The organism is Croceicoccus naphthovorans, from assembly GCF_001028705.1.
Lineage (GTDB): Bacteria > Pseudomonadota > Alphaproteobacteria > Sphingomonadales > Sphingomonadaceae > Croceicoccus > Croceicoccus naphthovorans.
In genome coordinates, this window is record NZ_CP011771.1 from 151,422 (window position 1) to 166,851 (window position 15,430).

Genomic DNA, 15,430 nt, shown 5'->3' on the forward strand with positions numbered 1-15,430 from the left:
GCGATCGTGGATTACCTCATCCGGGCCTTCCCGACCCGGCAGATGGAGGAATACAAGGATGAGCTCGGCGACGTGCGTTCGCGGCCGATGTGGGACGAGGCGGGCAATCCGGTCCACAACCCGCAGGCCGAGGCTGCACGCGCGGATCTGATCGAGCATATCTGCGCCATGCCGCCGATCCCGACCGCGCTCGATGCGCTGCTCGAGCACTACGGCGTGACCGCGGTTGCCGAGGTTACGGGGCGCAGCAAGCGCCTGGTCCGTGATGGTTCGGGCCAGCAGCGGCTCGAAAGCCGCTCGCCCCGAACCAATCTTGCCGAGACCACGGCGTTCATGACAGGGGCCAAGCGCATCCTCGTGTTCTCGGATGCGGGCGGCACGGGTCGCAGCTATCATGCCAGCCTTGATGCCATGAACCAGCAGCGCCGGGTCCATTTCCTGCTCGAGCCCGGATGGCGTGCGGATCGGGCGATCCAGGGGCTGGGACGCACCCACCGTACCCATCAGGCCTCGGCGCCGCTGTTCCGTCCCGTCACCACCGACTGCAAGGGCGAGGCCCGGTTCACCAGCACGATCGCGCGGCGCCTCGATGCCTTGGGCGCGCTGACCCGTGGCCAGCGCCAGACCGGCGGGCAGGGCATGTTCGATGCATCCGACAACCTCGAGAGCATCTACGCCAAGCACGCGCTGCACGACTGGTATGGCCTGCTCGCCACCGGGAAACTCAAGAGCACGACCTTGTCCGAGTTCCAGCGGATGAGCGGGCTTGAGCTCACCGACCAGGACGGAATCCTGCGCGAGGATCTGCCGCCGATCCAGCGCTGGCTTAACCGCATTCTCGCGATGAAGATTGCCGTCCAGAACGCCATCTTCGACGAGTTCCTGACCCTTGTCGAAACCCGCGTCTCGGCCGCCAAGGAAGCCGGGACCTTCGACATTGGCGTCGAGACGGTGGCGGTCGAGGCCTGCGAGGTGCTGTCCGACACGGTGATCCGAACCGATCCCGTGACGGGCGCGACCTCGCACCTGCTGGAGTTGTCGCTGACCCAGCGGCGCAAGGTCCTCTCGCTCGAACGGGTGCTCAAGTTGGCATCTTACGAGGAACAGCCGCTGTTCCTGCGCAATGACAAGTCGGGCAAGGTCGCGCTCGCGGTTCCGGCGCCCTCGCACATGGACGAGGAAGGCCAGATGATCCGCCGCTACGAGCTCGTGCGGCCGCTGCGCAGCGAGTACCTGCGCGCTGACCGGCTCGACGAGTCCGCTTGGGAGCCTGTTACCAAGTCCCGGTTCAGCGCATTGTGGGACGAAGAATACGCCGCCGATGAGAGCCAGCTCGTGACCGAGACCGTCTATCTCGCAACGGGGCTGCTGCTGCCGATCTGGGGCGCGCTTCCCAAGGAGGACCTCACCGTCAACCGCATCGTCGACAAGTCAGGTGCTTCTTGGCTCGGCCGCCATGTCCACGACCTCTACGTCGATGCGACCCTCGAGAAGCTTGGGGTTGCCCGCAAGGCGCAGACCGATCCTGCCAAGATTGCCGCCGCCATTCTCGGCGGTGGGACATGGAAGGCCCCGCATCCGCTCAATTTCACGATCCGCACAGCCCGCGTGAACGGCTCGCGCAGGATCGAGATCGTCGATGCCGAAGCCGCGCGCATTCCCGAGCTCAAAGCAAAGGGCTGCTTCACCGAGATCATCGCCTACAAGACACGGGTGTTCGTGCCGTTGGACGGCGCCGAGGCAATCATCGCCAGCATTGCGGGGCAGGCCTGAGCTTCGGCCCATTTAACATTACTGCTGTTAGATGGGCGCGTCGATGTTAGGGGGGCTCAATCCGTTTCGACCAGCGGATGGTTGGTTCTACTTCGGTCACGCCAGTGCTGCGAAGAATTGCCCCATTAGGTCCGCTACCTGCCGTTGGCGCAGGATGCGCAGATCCTGGATCTCCTCGTTGTCGTCGACATCTGCGTCGTTGTCTTCGAAACGCGCAACTGCGACCGCCCCATCCCGGCGGTAAGACTGATCGGGATCCTCGTGGACGAAACGAGTCTTCAGCTTTGCGAGCGCCTCCTGCACGGCCTCCGCGTGCGGTCCCGCCAATGCATCCTTGAAGGCCAAGATCGCCGGGTCCAGTCCGCCGGGATAGTGTTCAAGGCAATAGACGAGATCGTGTGCGTCCTTGCGCGCGTTGCGGTGATCGAAGGCGAAGGCCTTGAGGCAGGTGAAGCTCACGATGTTTGCGTACCGAACCACTTCGGTGGCCAGCCCTCCGCCGTTCAGGAGTTCCGCGGTTAGTTCGGTCGTGTCGTGCAGGTCGAACACCATCGACGCGTGCGGGATATTGAGCGCGGAGACGTTGCCTTCGGTTGGGAGCACCTTGACCTTTCCTCCCCCGAGTTCGGGATGCTCGGCGAGAAATTCGAGGACCATCGTAGCGCCCGTTTCAAGACGCGCCTCCCAACGCCAGGAAACCTTCACCCCGTTCTCATTAGTCGCCCGATCAAAGCCCATCGCATGGAGGTTCTCTTCCAGCGTGCTGTAGGCCTCAGTGTCAATGAGGATTGCCACGTCGACGACGACATCCACATCGCCCGTTCCGGCATGCTGGGGAACTTCCGGCGGTCGCGCGGCAACGAGGTAGCGCGGCGTCAGGCCGCCCACGAGGAATACGGTGTCCTTCCAGGGGCCGAAGCCGCGGAGGAGGGTCACGAGTACACGCTCGGCGGCTTCGGTGACTGCGCCATTGTATGCGTCAAAGGTCTTGGGTTTGGTCATCATCCTGGCAGTCGTTCGGCGCGGAGGTGGTCGGCCAGTTCCCTGGCGCGACCGGACCCCTGCATAAGATCGAGATAGACCTGAACCGGCGGCGCATAAGCAACGCCATCGATCCGTTCTCCCACAGCAATGTCGCGCTTGCCGGTATCTTCGATCACGCCGAGGTTCCATCCCTCCGACACGGGCCGGGCATCGAGACGCGCGAGAACTTCTCGGCGAAGTCGCCCACCCTGGATCCGGCACCTGACCTGCGAGATCGCTGAGAGATACGGCGCATAAGCCTGTGCGGCTGCCTCCGCCGTTACCGCATATTGTGCGCCAAGGTCGCGACATGCTTCGTCGAGCCGACGCGCAATCTGGCCAGCATCCCCGCCCGGCACATAATAGCGCTCGATCCGTGGCGGCTTCTGATCGGCGATCAAGCGAACCCATTCATCGAGAACCGGGCCTCGTTCGCGCAGGCGGCGCAGCTTGGCTGGCCCCGCCCCCTCAACCTCGAGCCAGTCGCGCCGCTCCATCTCGGTCAGGGTCTCCGATGCGGTCGCTGGCGACACGCCCGTCTCTTCCGCCAGTTCCTTAACACTCACCCATCTGGGCGCGGTTCCGATGACCGCCTGCGCGACGCGAGCTCGTTGGCCCTGAAAGATTGAACCGAAGGCGCGTCCGGCCTTCTTGAGCAGTGGCCGTTCGATTAGCACATAGGCACACGACGATGGGACGAAGAGCGAGCCACCGAGGTCGTAGTAGCCGACTTGTTCCTGCTGCAGGATTTCGCGCGCACCCTTCGAGATTGCGCCTGCAATCAGCATGGGAACCTTCTCACCGGTTTCATCCATCTGATTGAGAAAATCGCGAAGGCGCCAAACCTGCTGATGAACATCGCGGGGAAAGAGCTCGCGCTTGGCCTCGACGACCAGTTTGAACTGGTGGTGATTGATGTCCACATCGAGTATGCCATCAGGGGCATATCGGCCGCCGACGTGCCGTTCGGAGGCGCGCTGATAGACGGAAGCGCCAGGCAGTTCCGACAGGGCATGGGTTAGCTCATCGAGCAACTCTTCCTCTCTGATCTCAAAATTTCTCATATTTTCCTGGCAGTGAATAAGGCATCTTTAGCGAATATTCGCGCCATATGCAATATTTGCTGTGCAGCAAATTTCGAAAGAGGCCATTCGCCAGCCCCATGAGGCATAAGTCCGAAATTTATGCCTCATGGGGCCGAGCGGACCGCCTCGGGACGCGCGGTCGTGCCCAGGAGTTCGGGCAACCCTGAAACCGTGAGGGGAGGGGGGCTGGAAGGGGTGAGCCGAAGGGCTCGGCCAAATCCGGCCTTCAGGAGCACTCCCATGAACGACATCGAGTTGATCCCGCTCGGCAAGCTACGCCTGTCCGAAGCCAACGTCCGCAAGAATGACAGCAACCTCTTCATCGAGGAACTCGCCGCCAATATCGAGGCCAAGGGCCTCCTCCAGAACCTGATCGTGGTGCCCGCCAAGAAGCGCGGCATGTTCGACGTGACTGCGGGCGGCCGTCGCCTCCGCGCCCTCAACTTCCTTCTGGCGGCGGGCAAGCTTCCCAAGGACCACCCCGTCGCCTGCCGGGTGCTCGACATCGATGCCGCCGAGCAGTCCGAGCTCTCGCTGATCGAGAACGTCATCCGGCTCGATATGACGCCGACCGACGAGATCCGGGCCTACAAGCACTTCGTCAACGAGGGCAGTGACCTCGATGCGATCGCCAAGCGGTTCGGTCGCACCCGCCGGTTCATCGAAGGCCGCCTGCGGCTTGCTGACCTCGCCGATCCGATCTTCGCCGCGCTCGAAGAAGGCAAAATCACCCTCGACGTCGCCAAGGCCTATGCGACGACGCCAAACCACGACCGCCAGATGATGGTCTGGAACGAGCTGTCGAACAGCTGGCAGGGCAATAACCCGGACTCGATCCGCCGCATGGTCACGCACAGCGCGATCCGCTCGTCCTCACCCATGGCCAAGCTCGCGAGCGAAGCCGACTACCTCGCCGCCGGCGGCAAGATCGAACGCGACCTCTTCACCGAGGACGGCGGCGAGACCTGGATCGATGCCGAGATCGCCCAGCGCATTGCCGGTGAGAAGCTCCAGGCCTTTGCGGCCGAGGTCGCCCAAACCTCCGGCTATGCTTGGGTGCGCCCGATCCTCGAAACCCGCGTCACCTACAACGCAACCGAAGACCTCCACCAGGTCCATCTCGAACCCGCGCCGCTCACGGACGAGGAACAGGTCGAGGCCGACAAGCTGCTCGAGACGATCTCGGCGCTGGAAGCCGAAAGCGAGACGCTCGACGAGGACGACGAGGCTGCCGCCGCCGAGTTCCAGAGCCGCTGGGATGCCGCGAGCAGCGCTTACGACGCGCTCCACGACAAGCCCCCGGTGATCCCCGAGGAGATGAAGGCCAATGTCGGCTGCTTCGTAATCATCGGCGCCGACGGTCAGCCCACGGTCGCGAGCGGCCTCTATAGCGACAAGCCGCTCGAGCGCCGCAAGGCACGCGGTGGCGACGCGGGCGAGGGCGCCAGTGGGAATGCAGGGCAGGGCGGTAGTGCCTCTTCCGCACCCAAGCCGCTCTCGCAGAAGCTGGTCGAGGAACTCGCCGTCCAGCGCCGCGATATTCTCGCGATCAACCTCGCCTCGAACCCGGCGATCGCGCTCGACTACCTGATCTTCGCCATCGCCGACTCCCGTGCGCTCTACAGCGCGCAGGCGCTCGGAACGACGCTCCGCGCCCCGTCGCCCTCGCTCTACCTCGCCAATTACCCTGAAAGCCCGGCGCATACGCTGATGGCCGACATGCGAGAGACGCTGGACCTGTCATGGACCGAGCATCGCCGCACGGTCGACCGGTTCTCCGCATTCAGCGCGCTCGACGACGATGCCAAGGCAAGCTGGCTCGCCTGGTGCATGGCGAAGACCCTCGAGGCCAGCATGGGGATCGACAAGAAGGCGGGCCAGTCCGGCCCTGAGCCGATCGACCTTCACGACCATCTCGCCGCCCTGATGGGGATCAACGTCGCCAGCCACTGGCGGCCGACCTCGGCCAACTACTTCGACCGCGTCAGCAAGCAGGCGCTGCTCGCCCACGTCAGTGAAGTTGGCGGCCCTACCATGGCGGCAAGCTTCATGGGCTCGAAGAAGGGCGACCTCTCGGCCTCCTGCGAGAAGCTGTTCGCTGGCGAGACCATCGTCGCGCCTGAGGTCAAGGAAGCTGCACTCGCCTGGGTGCCCGAGGCCATGCGCTTCAGGGTGCTCGCCGCGAGCGAGCCCGATGAGGGAGCGCCGGTCGAGCACGAGCCGGGCAGCGATGCGGGCGATCTCGAACCTGCCGAAGAGCAGGACGCCCACGCCGGCGAGACCGTCGACGCCTGACCCAGCCTTGTCGGCACGCTGCCCGCGCATCCCTTGCGCCCTGCGGCAGCGTGCCGGTCCATCCAGGAACCACCTCCATGACCATGATCACCAAGCTGCGCGCCCGGGTTTCCCCCGAGGCGATCTCAAAGGTTACCCGCATCTTCAACGGGACCCTCGACGACATCTTCAACGAGCTCTTCCAGAATGCTCGCCGCGCGGGCGCTGGCCACATCACCGTCACCGCCGAGCACATGGCGGAGGCCTGTCTCATCACGGTGAGCGATGACGGTGCCGGGATCGCCGACCCGGTCGACCTTCTCTCGCTCGGACAATCCGACTGGTCCGAGGAGTGCCGTACCCGCGAGGACCCGGCGGGCATGGGGTTCTTCAGCCTCGCGGGCCTCGACACCGTGGTCAGTTCGCGGAGCGCGGGCGGCGCGTTCTCGCTGGCGATTGCGGGCGATGCCTGGACGGGCGAGGCCGGCATCGATGTGCTGCCCTTCGACGGGCCACGCGGCACGGCAATCGCCTTCCGGTTCGATCCGCAGCCTGACGGCAAGCTCGAACGCTGCGTCGAGGCGGCGGCGCGGTTCTTGGCCGTCCCAGTCAGCTACAACGGCAAGGATCTCGCGCGGGCCGATTTCCTCGCCGATGCGCACAAGGTCATCGAGCGGGCCGGCTTCCGCATCGGCGTGTTCCGTGACCGGCATTCACCGCATATCGCGACGCTCAATTTCCATGGGCTTACCCTCAAACACGCCTTCCCGGTCGTGAAGGAAGTCCACCACACCCAGTGGTCCGTGCAGGTCGATGTCGTCGACGCGCCTGATCTCATCCTGGTGCTGCCCGCCCGCAAGGAAATCTACCGCAACGCCGCGCTCGTCCGGCTCGTGGCGCTGTGCCGCGAGGCGATCTTTTCGGTCATCCGCGAGGAGCCGTTCCACCGGCTGAGCTTCGAGAACTGGCTCGAAGCAAGCTTGTATCACGACGACTTCCCGCAGGCAGCGCGGCAATTGCCGCTGTGGTACCCGACGCTGGCCCGCGATAATTACCGTGAGGTGCCGCGCTTTGCCGACCTCGAGCCGGGGGCAGCGATCTACGATGACACCGACTCCTTCGACGCCGTCACCTTCGGCCGCGCCTTGCGGCGCTCGAACGGCGGCGAGATGCATCGTCTGGGCGGCCCGGATCCGCGCGCCTTCTACGAGCCGATCACCAATTTCATCGGCTATCCCTGGTACGATGCCCTCCCGGCCTACGTCCGCACCGGCGAGCGTTTCACCTTCGATGGCGGCAAGCCGACCGATGAAGAGGGTGCCGTCACCCTGCGCCCCGACGCGATCACGATCGAACTCACCGACCAGCACGACCGGCGCCTCGATCTCGAGACCGACTTCGCGATCCTGGAAGATGCCGACTCCTGGGGCGACCCCGACTGCGCGCGCATTGCACTGACCCGGACCACCGCGCTCGGGCCCGATGATCTCACCGACCTCATCATCGATGCGGTGTTCAGCCCTTCGGACGATTCCGATGCCGACAGTTACGACACCCAGGAGACCCGTTTCCGTCACGATGCGGCGGTGCGCGCCCACGCCATCCTCGAAGGCGAGGACGCGGCGATCCTTGCCGGCATCCGCATGGCCTTCGCTGACCGGGTCGCCTGGCGCATCCCGCGCGGGCGTACGCTACGCCTCTCCTGGTCGAGCGCGGCTTCCGACATCTCGCTCGATCCTGCCCAGGAGGGTTCGGCGCAATGACCCGTCACCCGAAACCAGACGTCGCAAAGGTCATCACCGACCTGATCCTTGAAAAGATCGCCGCCGGCACGGCCCCGTGGCTCAAGCCCTGGACCTCGACCAGCACGCGGCCGCTCCGCCACAACGGGGTTCCCTATTCGGGGATCAATACCTTCTTCCTCTGGGCGGTGGCCGAGAGCCGGGGCTAAGCCAGCCCCTACTGGATGACCTTCCGCCAGGCGCTCGAACTCGGCGCCCAGGTCCGCAAGGGCGAGAGCGGCTCGTTCAGCGTGTTCTACTCCTCTGCGCGCAAGACCGACACCGATCGCGAGACCGGTGAGACGACCGAGAAGACCATCCGGTTCATGAAGTGGAACCACGTGTTCAACGCTTCGCAGATCGAGGGGCTGCCGGCGCACTACTACCCCGAGCCGCCCGATCCCAAGACGATTGGCGAACTCTCGGCCGGGGTGCAGGCCTTTCTCGACGCGATCCCGATCCGTGTCGTCCACGGCGGCGACAGCGCGCATTACGCGCCGAGCACCGACACGGTCACCTTGCCGTCGCCAAACGCGTTCCACTCGATCGAGGCGTATTTCTCGATCCGCTGCCACGAACTCGGGCACGCTACAGGGTCGGCCAAGCGGCTCAATCGCCAGTTCGGCAAGCGCTTCGGTGACGACGCCTATGCGTTCGAGGAAATTGTCGCGTCGCTCTGCCAAGCCACCCTCTGCGCCGAGTACGGCCTACCCAACGAACTCCACGACAGCCACGCCTCCTACATCCACCACTGGATGAAGATCCTGCGCGGCGACAAGACCGCGATTCTCCATGCGGCGGCCAAAGCCGAGCAAGCAGTAAAGTGGCTGCGCCAGTTCGATCCGGCGCTCGGCTCGACCTTGCCGGACGACCTCAAGGAGGCGGCCTGACGGCGGCCGGAAAGCCGAGACACTGCGGCCGCTCGCAAGGCGAGCGGGAAGGGGAGGGGGTGGGAGCCCGATGCGCCAGGGGCGCAAAGGGAGACTTCACCGATGAACTATGATCTCGATTTCCGCTATCGCCGTGCCCTGCAGCCCGACGCGCTGGCGACCATTGCTACTGCCACCCAGGCCGTCGTCGATGCAATGCAGGACGCCCGCAACGCCGGGATCGACCCGGCTCGCGATCCCGCGACCATCCTGCTCGCGCGCCACGTCGGACGCATCGCACTCGGCCATGCGCCCGACGAAACCTTTGCCGAAGACCTGCCGCTGCGCCGGCAGTGCCTCGCCAAAATCGACGAGCTGAAGTCCAAGCCCGCGCTTGTCGCGCTGGCCCGCCGCGGCATCGGCTACGATCCTGAAGCCAAGCGCGCCTTCCACCGCGAGGCCCGCTCGGCGCTGCGGGTCGCGGCGCGCCATCTCGGGCTCGAACCTGACCAGTACGATCTGCGCAGCAACTTTGCGGGGCCTGCGGTCTCGGGCGAGATCACGCTCCACGGCGACGAGATCTATGTCCAGGTCTCGATCCCCTGCATCCGTCCGGGCCGCGAGGTCATGTTCCGCCGCTGCAAGGGCCGCCAGGACTACCTCGGCGATCGCAATCACTTCTGCGACATCGCCGTCCTTGCAGCGCCGCAGAGCTTCCGCGCCCTCGTCGTCCGCGAGACCGGCCTTTCCATCAACCCGCGCCAACAGGCGCTCGTCTAGGAGACAAGCCCATGGGTTGGCTGTTCATGTCACGCGGCGGCATGGCCCCGTTTGCCACGCCGAAGGCCTATCTCGACAACCAGTGCACCTATCCGCCCGACCCTGAGAAGGGCCGGGCGACGGGGCTGCGCGTTCTCAAATCGACCGTCCGTTCGGGCGCCTACTACGCCGCCTGCCAGAGCTACGATGTCGAGGGCCCGCGCGAGACATTCGCGATCATCTGCCTCGTCAAATGGAACCCCGGCACGCGCAGTGGCGAGGAGTTCGGGTATAAGGACATGAGCGAAACGATGGGGCCGTACAATTACGACTGCCCGGGCTCGATCCTCGACCTCCTCGGGCCACCCGGCAACGAATACGCCGCGCAGTGGCGCGAGCACTGCCGCCAGCGCCTTGCCCTGACCACGCGCCGCAAGCCGGCGCCGGGCGACATGCTGGTGCTGGCCGAGCCGCTGACCTTCACCGACGGGCAAAGCGAGCGCAGCTTTCGGGTGGTCCTGTCGGGCAGGAAGACGATATTGCGCCGGGTCAGCGACGGGGTCGGGGTGAAAATCAGCAAGCTGATGAGCCGGGCCTGGACGATCGTGCCGCCGCCCGCGGCTCCGTCCACATCGTGACCCGGAACCCAAGCGAGTAGCCATGACCGATTCCGCCCCACCGCAGCGCTCGTCCAAGCGGGCGCGCCTGTGCAGCATCGAGAACGCCAACCGGATCGCGACCCGGGTTGCCGAGCACGTCCAGGGCGACACCGCCGTGGTCAAGACCGGCAATCCCCTGCAGCCGTTCCGCGTGGTCCTGGCAAGCAAGGCGGCGCCGGGGCGCACTGTCTCGCGGGTCGTCACTTGCAACGACGACGAGCCCGATGATCAGTAGGGCTCCGGCCCCCGCTCGACGAACCACGATTGCCCGAGCTCGAAATCGGGGCTGGCCGATACGACCGGGCCGTCGGGCGCTTCGCTGACATAGGGCGAAACGAGGTCCCTCCGCCGCAGCCGCAGTCGGCTGAGCCAGGCGGCGGTGCGGCCGCGGGCCTTGAGGATCGTCAGCAGCCAATCCATCGCCTCGGCCATCTCGACCACGCCGCGCCCGGCCAGGCAATAATAGATCGCCCGCTGGAAATCGTCGCACTGCGTGCTGAGGATACCGGCAAGCTTTGCCCGCCCGCCGGGGGCGGCTTCATGCACGAGAGACACTGCCTCGCGCAGTTCCCGAACCGACAGATAGGCGTCATCCACGCTGACCCCGATGCACAGCGCCGCGATCGCTCGGCGCACTGGCGGCAGGTTCTCGTCGCACGACGCATCGCGCAGGCCGATGTCGAGATCGAAATGGTCGAGGTGGCTGAGAGCGGGCATGGCGAGGTCCTTTCCAAAAGAACGTAGCGTGAACGCTCAGGCCCCGTCAATCGGACAGCGGAGGGGAGGGGGCACTCGGCGGGGGATCAATCTTGAAAGGAAGAGCACATGACTCAGCTTGCCCAATCTACGTCTGTCGCTGTTGACCACACGGCCGAGATCGCCCGGCTCAACGACGCTGCCCGCGCAGGCTCGCTGCCCACTTCGCGCACTGTGTTCACCCGGACGCTGGCTGACATTCTTGCTGGCGACGCCGAGGACCCTGGCGCCCGCCAAGCCAGTCTGATGCTGGGCCAGGCCGCGCTGCGCAGGCTCATTAACGAGACCCCTATCGAGCCGGGAAACGACCCTCACGGCGAGCGCGATTTTGGTGCGGTCGAGTTTCAGGGGCACAAGATCTTCTGGAAGATCGACGTCTATGCCAACGACGGGACGTTCGCCTGGGGGTCCGAGACGCCGTGGGACGCGCAGCAAAGCTTCCGGGTGGTCACGATCATGCTGGCGAGCGACTGGTAAGGCGATGAGCCGGTATTCGTTGAAGCCTCTGCCGGAGCACTCGGACATCTTCGAGGTTGCGATTGGCTGGGACCCGGGGCTTGATACCTATTTCGTGCAGGTCTTCGGAACTCCGGATGCATCGTCCGAGCCTGACGTCCGGCTGTGGCGGGGCACGAGCTTTCAGGAGATTGAGACGGTTCGGGAGCTGCTGGCAATTGCAGGTGACTTTGCGGAAATCTCCGGCGAGCTTTCCGGGCGGCTTACTTCGGACCGCCGAAGCTTCCCGCATGATCCGACCTGGCCAATCACCCGGATTTTTGCCGAGCTAGTGGGTCATCGGGCACGCCGCGAATAGCCGCCATTTCGAATGTCGGCGGCCGATTTTCAGCTTCTTTTCAACCAACCATCGCTTACTTCCACATTGGGCGCTGCTTCCAATTTGCTGGAAACCCCATCGAAGCCAAATCATTCTCGGGATGCGAATCAATGTGAGCCGCGAAATCCCCGCGCCAAGTGGAATCCGGTGCCACTGTCCTGACCACATGGGCGATAAGGCAGGCGCCGTTATAAAGTTTTGCTGGCGCTTGCGTCGCTGTCTGGTCCAGCGTGTCTCGTAGGTCGGCCGGCTTTTGGGCCAGCCGAGGTGGAATGAGGAACCCGCGGTTCCACAGTCGGCCATGGTGGGCGCAAATGTTCCTGAGGTCGGTAACGTGACGGACTAGCGGTACAAGAATCGTTTCCGGAAGACCGAGCGGTCGTGCAATTAAATTCCGCAACGAGCGGTCGGTGAGGTTGGAATACCAGCGTGAAAGCTGGCCGAACGACATCATCTCCGCCACCATCCAGACGGGCGGAATGGCTGGTACGTCATAGGATTCCCGGTAATGCTTCACATACGTCTCGCGGGAAAAGCCCGTCTCACTCGCCAGTTTCGATAGGTTCGAATGGAACTCCCGTCGGTCGTCGTACAAGCTAGCATCAAGGTAGCTATGGCCGTCTCCGAGTTGACCGAGGTGATAGGCCCAGCTGCCTCTCAATGCGACTTCAACATGTTCGGTGCCGCGCATAACAAGGCGCCGCAAAACTCGGTCGAAATCATATAAGGCTGTTACCCGGTCGAAGGTGGTCCGGTCACGGAACCTCGGGCCTACATGGCTTTTTGGGTGCTCAAAATAGAGCCAGTATGCGCTTAGGCGATAATAGCTGACATGGCGCAGCGTAAGCGTGGCGTGGAGGCCGCGTTGTCAGCGTGATTTTCTTGCTTGAGCGGCTTTTCCGGCGGCGCGTCGTTTGGCGATGGCGCCGATCCTGAGCTTTGCGTCGCGTTCGTCTATCTCGTCAGGATTGAAGGCTTTGCCGTAGCAGCCCTGGTGCCACTCGGTGGCATCCTTGTGCTCGGGGTGCTTGGGATCGGTGACGGCTTCAAGGAAGGCTTCGAAGCCGGGCGTGCCGCCGCAGTCTTCGGGCGGAGCGCGGTGTTCGCCCTCAATATATCGCGGATATTTGGTTCCTGCTTCGCCATCCCTGACCGCTTCGACGGTGACGATGTGCTCCCAGCTGTCGCCCATGTCGTAAGTGTAGAGGAACTGACGGACATCGCGGTCGAGCAGCGCCTTGAGTCTGGTGTTTTTGGCCGCGAACAGGCGATCGTCGGGCCAGTCGGGATCGGTCACGCCGTAGCGCCTGTCGCCTGCCTCGAACTCCCAGAGATGATAGTCGAGCCAGCCCATTGCGCCCTGGATGACATCGTGGAGCATCTTGAGGTTGGCATCGACCGGAACATCGACCCGCCGCCAGATCGAGGGATCGGTATCGGCAAGCGCGATATGCAGGCGGGCAATGGTCTCGCTCATGCCGCCATGCTGACTGGCGTGACTTCGGCTGTCCAGTTCCATGGCATGAGTTCGTCCCAGCGCGAGGCCGGCCATCCGCTGGCGATCTTCTCGATCACATCGGCGATGTAGGCTTGCGACTCCAGACCATTGAGCTTGGCGGTCTCGATGACGGAATAGATCGCGGCCGCCCGTTCGCCGCCCGCCTTCGAACCGGCGAACAGCCAGTTCTTCCGACCAATGGCGATTGAACGCATGGCCCGTTCGGCGATGTTGTTGTCGATCTCGGCACCGCCCTCGTCGAGGAAGAGGGTGAGCGCCGTCCAGCGCTTGCGGCCATAGGCGAGCGCCTTGGCCATCGCCGACTTGGGCGACAGGCGGTGCAGGGCATCATGGATGGCTACGCGCAGGCTCTCGATCTGCGGCTTGCTTCGTTCCTGGCGACATCGCCGGCGGACGTCGGGCGGCCTACCGCGTATCTCTTCCTCGATCCGGTAAAGCCTGGCGATCCGTTCCAGCAGATCCGTGGTCAGCGGCGTCGGGCTGGTCTGGTGGTTCTCGAATATCTTGCGCCGGAAATGCGCCCAGCAGGCGACTTCCCTGATCCGACCGCCCGCATAGAGCTTGTCGTAACCGGCATAGGCGTCGGCCTGAAGAAGACCGGCAAAGTGCTTGAGCTCGGTCTGCGGATGGATGCCGCTGCGATCGGACGTGAACCGGTACCAGACCAGAGCCGGACCAGTGGCACCCGATGCGCGATCATCGATGACATAGGTCCACAGCCTTGCCTGCGCGGTCTTGCCCTTGCCCGGCACCAGCATCGGCACGGGCGTATCGTCGGTGTGTAGCTTGCCGGCCTTGAGGCCCTGTTCACGAATGCGGGCAACAATGGGATCGAGCAGCGCGGCTGCCTGTCCTGCCCAACCGGCCAGGGTCGAGCGGTCGATACTGACCCCTTGCGCCGCCATCATCTCGGCCTGGCGATAGAGATGCGGTGATCGGGCTGAGGCCTGGATCTGCCGATGAGTTATGTTGGAATTGGTCAACCAGGAGAGAAGCAATGCAATTCTTCGTTGGAGTCGACGTTTCGCTGGAAAGCTCAAGCATCTGCGTCATTGACGAGCGCGGTGTCGTGATCAAGGAAGGCACGGCTGCCAGTGAACCCGAAGCAATAGGCCGTTTTATCCGCCACCAAGGCCGCAAGGTCGAGCACGTTGGCTTGGAGACCGGGTCGTTGTCGCAATGGCTTCACGCGGGCCTGGTGCGGCAAGGCTTCAAGGTCTCGGTCATGGAAGCTCGGCATGTACATGCGGCGTTCGGCGCGATGCGGGTCAAAACCGACCGCAACGATGCACGTGGTCTCGCGCAGCTGATCCGACTCGGATGGTTCAAGTCCGTGCACGTGAAGGCGCCGAGCGCCCAAGAAACCCGGGCGCTGCTCAATGCCCGGCAGTTTCTTGTCGATAAAGTCACGGGCATAGAGAACTCGATGCGAGCGAACCTACGGAATTTCGGGCTGAAGATGGGCGTGGTGTCCCGGAAGACATGGCCGACGCGAGCACGCGATTTGGCCAGCGGCATCCCAGCGCTGGAGATGTTGGTTGAAGCTCTGCTCAAAGTGCGCGACGTCCTGCTCCAGGAACTGCGCACGCTGGATCGCAAGCTGCTGGAGACTGCACGCGCCGACCCTATTGTACAGACGCTTATGACCGCGCCGGGCGTCGGTGCCATCGTGGCACTGACATACCGGAATGCGATCGATGACCCTAACCGCTTCAAGCGGTCCAAAGATGTAGGTCCGTGGCTGGGTTTGACGCCGACCCGATATCAGTCCGGGCAGATCGACAGGCGCGGCCACGTGACCAAGGCTGGCGACGGCTCAGTGAGAACAGCATTATACGAGGCGGCAACGACGTTGCTCGGCCGCGTCGTGAGATGGTCAGCGCTGAAGAATTGGGGCCTGCGGGTCGCGCGGCGAAGTGGAATGAAGAAGGCCCGCGTCGCTGTGGCGCGCAAGCTCGCCGTCATCCTCCACAGCATGTGGCGGACACAATCGCCATTTGCCTGGGCCGCCGACAAGGAGGAGGTCTTCGCCTAATTAGAGATACCGCCTGCCACGGAGCTGGTAGTCGGTGACGAGGTCCCGAGCAGGGACGAAGG

At 64.1% G+C, this 15,430-nt stretch carries 14 protein-coding genes and 2 pseudogenes; 10 read left to right on the forward strand and 6 right to left on the reverse strand.

Annotation, left to right across the window (positions count from 1 at the left end):
• Window positions 1–6: 6 nt before the first annotated feature.
• The gene (locus AB433_RS18340; protein ID WP_245626757.1) at window positions 7–1,773 is read left to right on the forward strand and encodes a strawberry notch C-terminal domain-containing protein; all 1,767 of its coding nucleotides are present in this window, start codon (window positions 7–9) and stop codon (window positions 1,771–1,773) included.
• Window positions 1,774–1,869: 96 nt separating this feature from the next.
• Here the strand turns inward: AB433_RS18340 and AB433_RS18345 are convergent, their stop codons facing one another.
• Both AB433_RS18345 and AB433_RS18350 read right to left on the reverse strand, forming a co-directional pair.
• Window positions 1,870–2,775, reverse strand: a complete 906-nt coding sequence (locus tag AB433_RS18345; protein WP_037485780.1) for a hypothetical protein — start codon at window positions 2,773–2,775, stop codon at window positions 1,870–1,872.
• Entirely contained in the window at window positions 2,775–3,860 is a 1,086-nt protein-coding gene (locus AB433_RS18350) for a MarR family transcriptional regulator (protein ID WP_037485783.1), read from the reverse strand. The genes AB433_RS18345 and AB433_RS18350 overlap by 1 nt, the downstream gene beginning before the upstream one ends.
• 261 nt (window positions 3,861–4,121) lie before the next feature.
• Here AB433_RS18350 and AB433_RS18355 point away from each other — a divergent pair, with 261 nt between their 5' ends.
• The 6 genes and pseudogenes from AB433_RS18355 (at window position 4,122) to AB433_RS18385 (ending at window position 10,458) form a co-directional block, all read left to right on the forward strand.
• On the forward strand, window positions 4,122–6,176 hold the full coding sequence (locus AB433_RS18355; protein WP_037485785.1) for a ParB/RepB/Spo0J family partition protein: 2,055 nt from the start codon (window positions 4,122–4,124) through the stop codon (window positions 6,174–6,176).
• 77 nt (window positions 6,177–6,253) lie between these two features.
• The gene (locus tag AB433_RS18360; protein ID WP_037485787.1) at window positions 6,254–7,918 is read left to right on the forward strand and encodes an ATP-binding protein; all 1,665 of its coding nucleotides are present in this window, start codon (window positions 6,254–6,256) and stop codon (window positions 7,916–7,918) included.
• Window positions 7,915–8,826, forward strand: a pseudogene (locus tag AB433_RS21860) (ArdC family protein). Before AB433_RS18360 ends, AB433_RS21860 begins: the two are co-directional and overlap by 4 nt.
• Before the next feature lie 102 nt (window positions 8,827–8,928).
• Window positions 8,929–9,585 (forward strand): hypothetical protein, encoded by a 657-nt coding sequence (locus tag AB433_RS18375; protein WP_037485801.1) that lies wholly within the window; start codon window positions 8,929–8,931, stop codon window positions 9,583–9,585.
• Window positions 9,586–9,596: 11 nt separating this feature from the next.
• A complete protein-coding gene (locus tag AB433_RS21455; protein ID WP_047824544.1) occupies window positions 9,597–10,202 on the forward strand; it encodes a DUF6927 domain-containing protein in 606 nt (201 codons plus the stop codon).
• A gap of 22 nt (window positions 10,203–10,224) precedes the next feature.
• Complete coding sequence (locus tag AB433_RS18385) at window positions 10,225–10,458, forward strand: hypothetical protein (RefSeq protein ID WP_037487449.1); 234 nt, start codon at window positions 10,225–10,227, stop codon at window positions 10,456–10,458.
• Here AB433_RS18385 and AB433_RS18390 read toward each other — a convergent pair.
• Window positions 10,452–10,940, reverse strand: coding sequence for a hypothetical protein (locus AB433_RS18390; protein ID WP_037487452.1), 489 nt, complete (start codon window positions 10,938–10,940; stop codon window positions 10,452–10,454). The two genes, AB433_RS18385 and AB433_RS18390, sit on opposite strands and share 7 nt — an antisense overlap.
• 108 nt (window positions 10,941–11,048) lie before the next feature.
• Here AB433_RS18390 and AB433_RS18395 point away from each other — a divergent pair, with 108 nt between their 5' ends.
• Both AB433_RS18395 and AB433_RS18400 read left to right on the forward strand, forming a co-directional pair.
• On the forward strand, window positions 11,049–11,456 hold the full coding sequence (locus AB433_RS18395; protein ID WP_037487453.1) for a DUF3768 domain-containing protein: 408 nt from the start codon (window positions 11,049–11,051) through the stop codon (window positions 11,454–11,456).
• 4 nt (window positions 11,457–11,460) lie between these two features.
• Window positions 11,461–11,793: a hypothetical protein gene (locus tag AB433_RS18400; protein ID WP_037487456.1), complete on the forward strand. Its 333-nt coding sequence runs from the start codon at window positions 11,461–11,463 to the stop codon at window positions 11,791–11,793.
• Between the two features lie 55 nt (window positions 11,794–11,848).
• Here the strand turns inward: AB433_RS18400 and AB433_RS18405 are convergent, their stop codons facing one another.
• From AB433_RS18405 to tnpC, 3 genes and pseudogenes are all read right to left on the reverse strand, one after another.
• The gene (locus AB433_RS18405; protein ID WP_037487457.1) at window positions 11,849–12,655 is read right to left on the reverse strand and encodes an Abi family protein; all 807 of its coding nucleotides are present in this window, start codon (window positions 12,653–12,655) and stop codon (window positions 11,849–11,851) included.
• A gap of 27 nt (window positions 12,656–12,682) precedes the next feature.
• Window positions 12,683–13,291, reverse strand: coding sequence for a plasmid pRiA4b ORF-3 family protein (locus AB433_RS18410; protein WP_037487460.1), 609 nt, complete (start codon window positions 13,289–13,291; stop codon window positions 12,683–12,685).
• Window positions 13,288–14,259, reverse strand: a pseudogene (tnpC, locus tag AB433_RS18415) (IS66 family transposase); the annotation flags it as partial. The pseudogene tnpC and the gene AB433_RS18410, both read right to left, overlap by 4 nt.
• A 71-nt stretch (window positions 14,260–14,330) precedes the next feature.
• Here tnpC and AB433_RS18420 point away from each other — a divergent pair.
• The gene (locus tag AB433_RS18420) at window positions 14,331–15,368 is read left to right on the forward strand and encodes an IS110 family RNA-guided transposase (protein ID WP_047820959.1); all 1,038 of its coding nucleotides are present in this window, start codon (window positions 14,331–14,333) and stop codon (window positions 15,366–15,368) included.
• The last annotated feature ends 62 nt before the right edge of the window (window positions 15,369–15,430 follow it).

Bases quoted from the DNA above. Each gene is read 5' to 3' on its own strand.
- AB433_RS18345 (WP_037485780.1), bottom strand. From the start codon at position 2,775: ATGACCAAACCCAAGACCTTTGACGCATACAATGGCGCAGTCACCGAA.
- AB433_RS18350 (WP_037485783.1), bottom strand. From the start codon at position 3,860: ATGAGAAATTTTGAGATCAGAGAGGAAGAGTTGCTCGATGAGCTAACC.
- AB433_RS18355 (WP_037485785.1), top strand. From the start codon at position 4,122: ATGAACGACATCGAGTTGATCCCGCTCGGCAAGCTACGCCTGTCCGAA.
- AB433_RS18360 (WP_037485787.1), top strand. From the start codon at position 6,254: ATGACCATGATCACCAAGCTGCGCGCCCGGGTTTCCCCCGAGGCGATC.
- AB433_RS18375 (WP_037485801.1), top strand. From the start codon at position 8,929: ATGAACTATGATCTCGATTTCCGCTATCGCCGTGCCCTGCAGCCCGAC.
- AB433_RS21455 (WP_047824544.1), top strand. From the start codon at position 9,597: ATGGGTTGGCTGTTCATGTCACGCGGCGGCATGGCCCCGTTTGCCACG.
- AB433_RS18385 (WP_037487449.1), top strand. From the start codon at position 10,225: ATGACCGATTCCGCCCCACCGCAGCGCTCGTCCAAGCGGGCGCGCCTG.
- AB433_RS18390 (WP_037487452.1), bottom strand. From the start codon at position 10,940: ATGCCCGCTCTCAGCCACCTCGACCATTTCGATCTCGACATCGGCCTG.
- AB433_RS18395 (WP_037487453.1), top strand. From the start codon at position 11,049: ATGACTCAGCTTGCCCAATCTACGTCTGTCGCTGTTGACCACACGGCC.
- AB433_RS18400 (WP_037487456.1), top strand. From the start codon at position 11,461: ATGAGCCGGTATTCGTTGAAGCCTCTGCCGGAGCACTCGGACATCTTC.
- AB433_RS18410 (WP_037487460.1), bottom strand. From the start codon at position 13,291: ATGAGCGAGACCATTGCCCGCCTGCATATCGCGCTTGCCGATACCGAT.
- AB433_RS18420 (WP_047820959.1), top strand. From the start codon at position 14,331: ATGCAATTCTTCGTTGGAGTCGACGTTTCGCTGGAAAGCTCAAGCATC.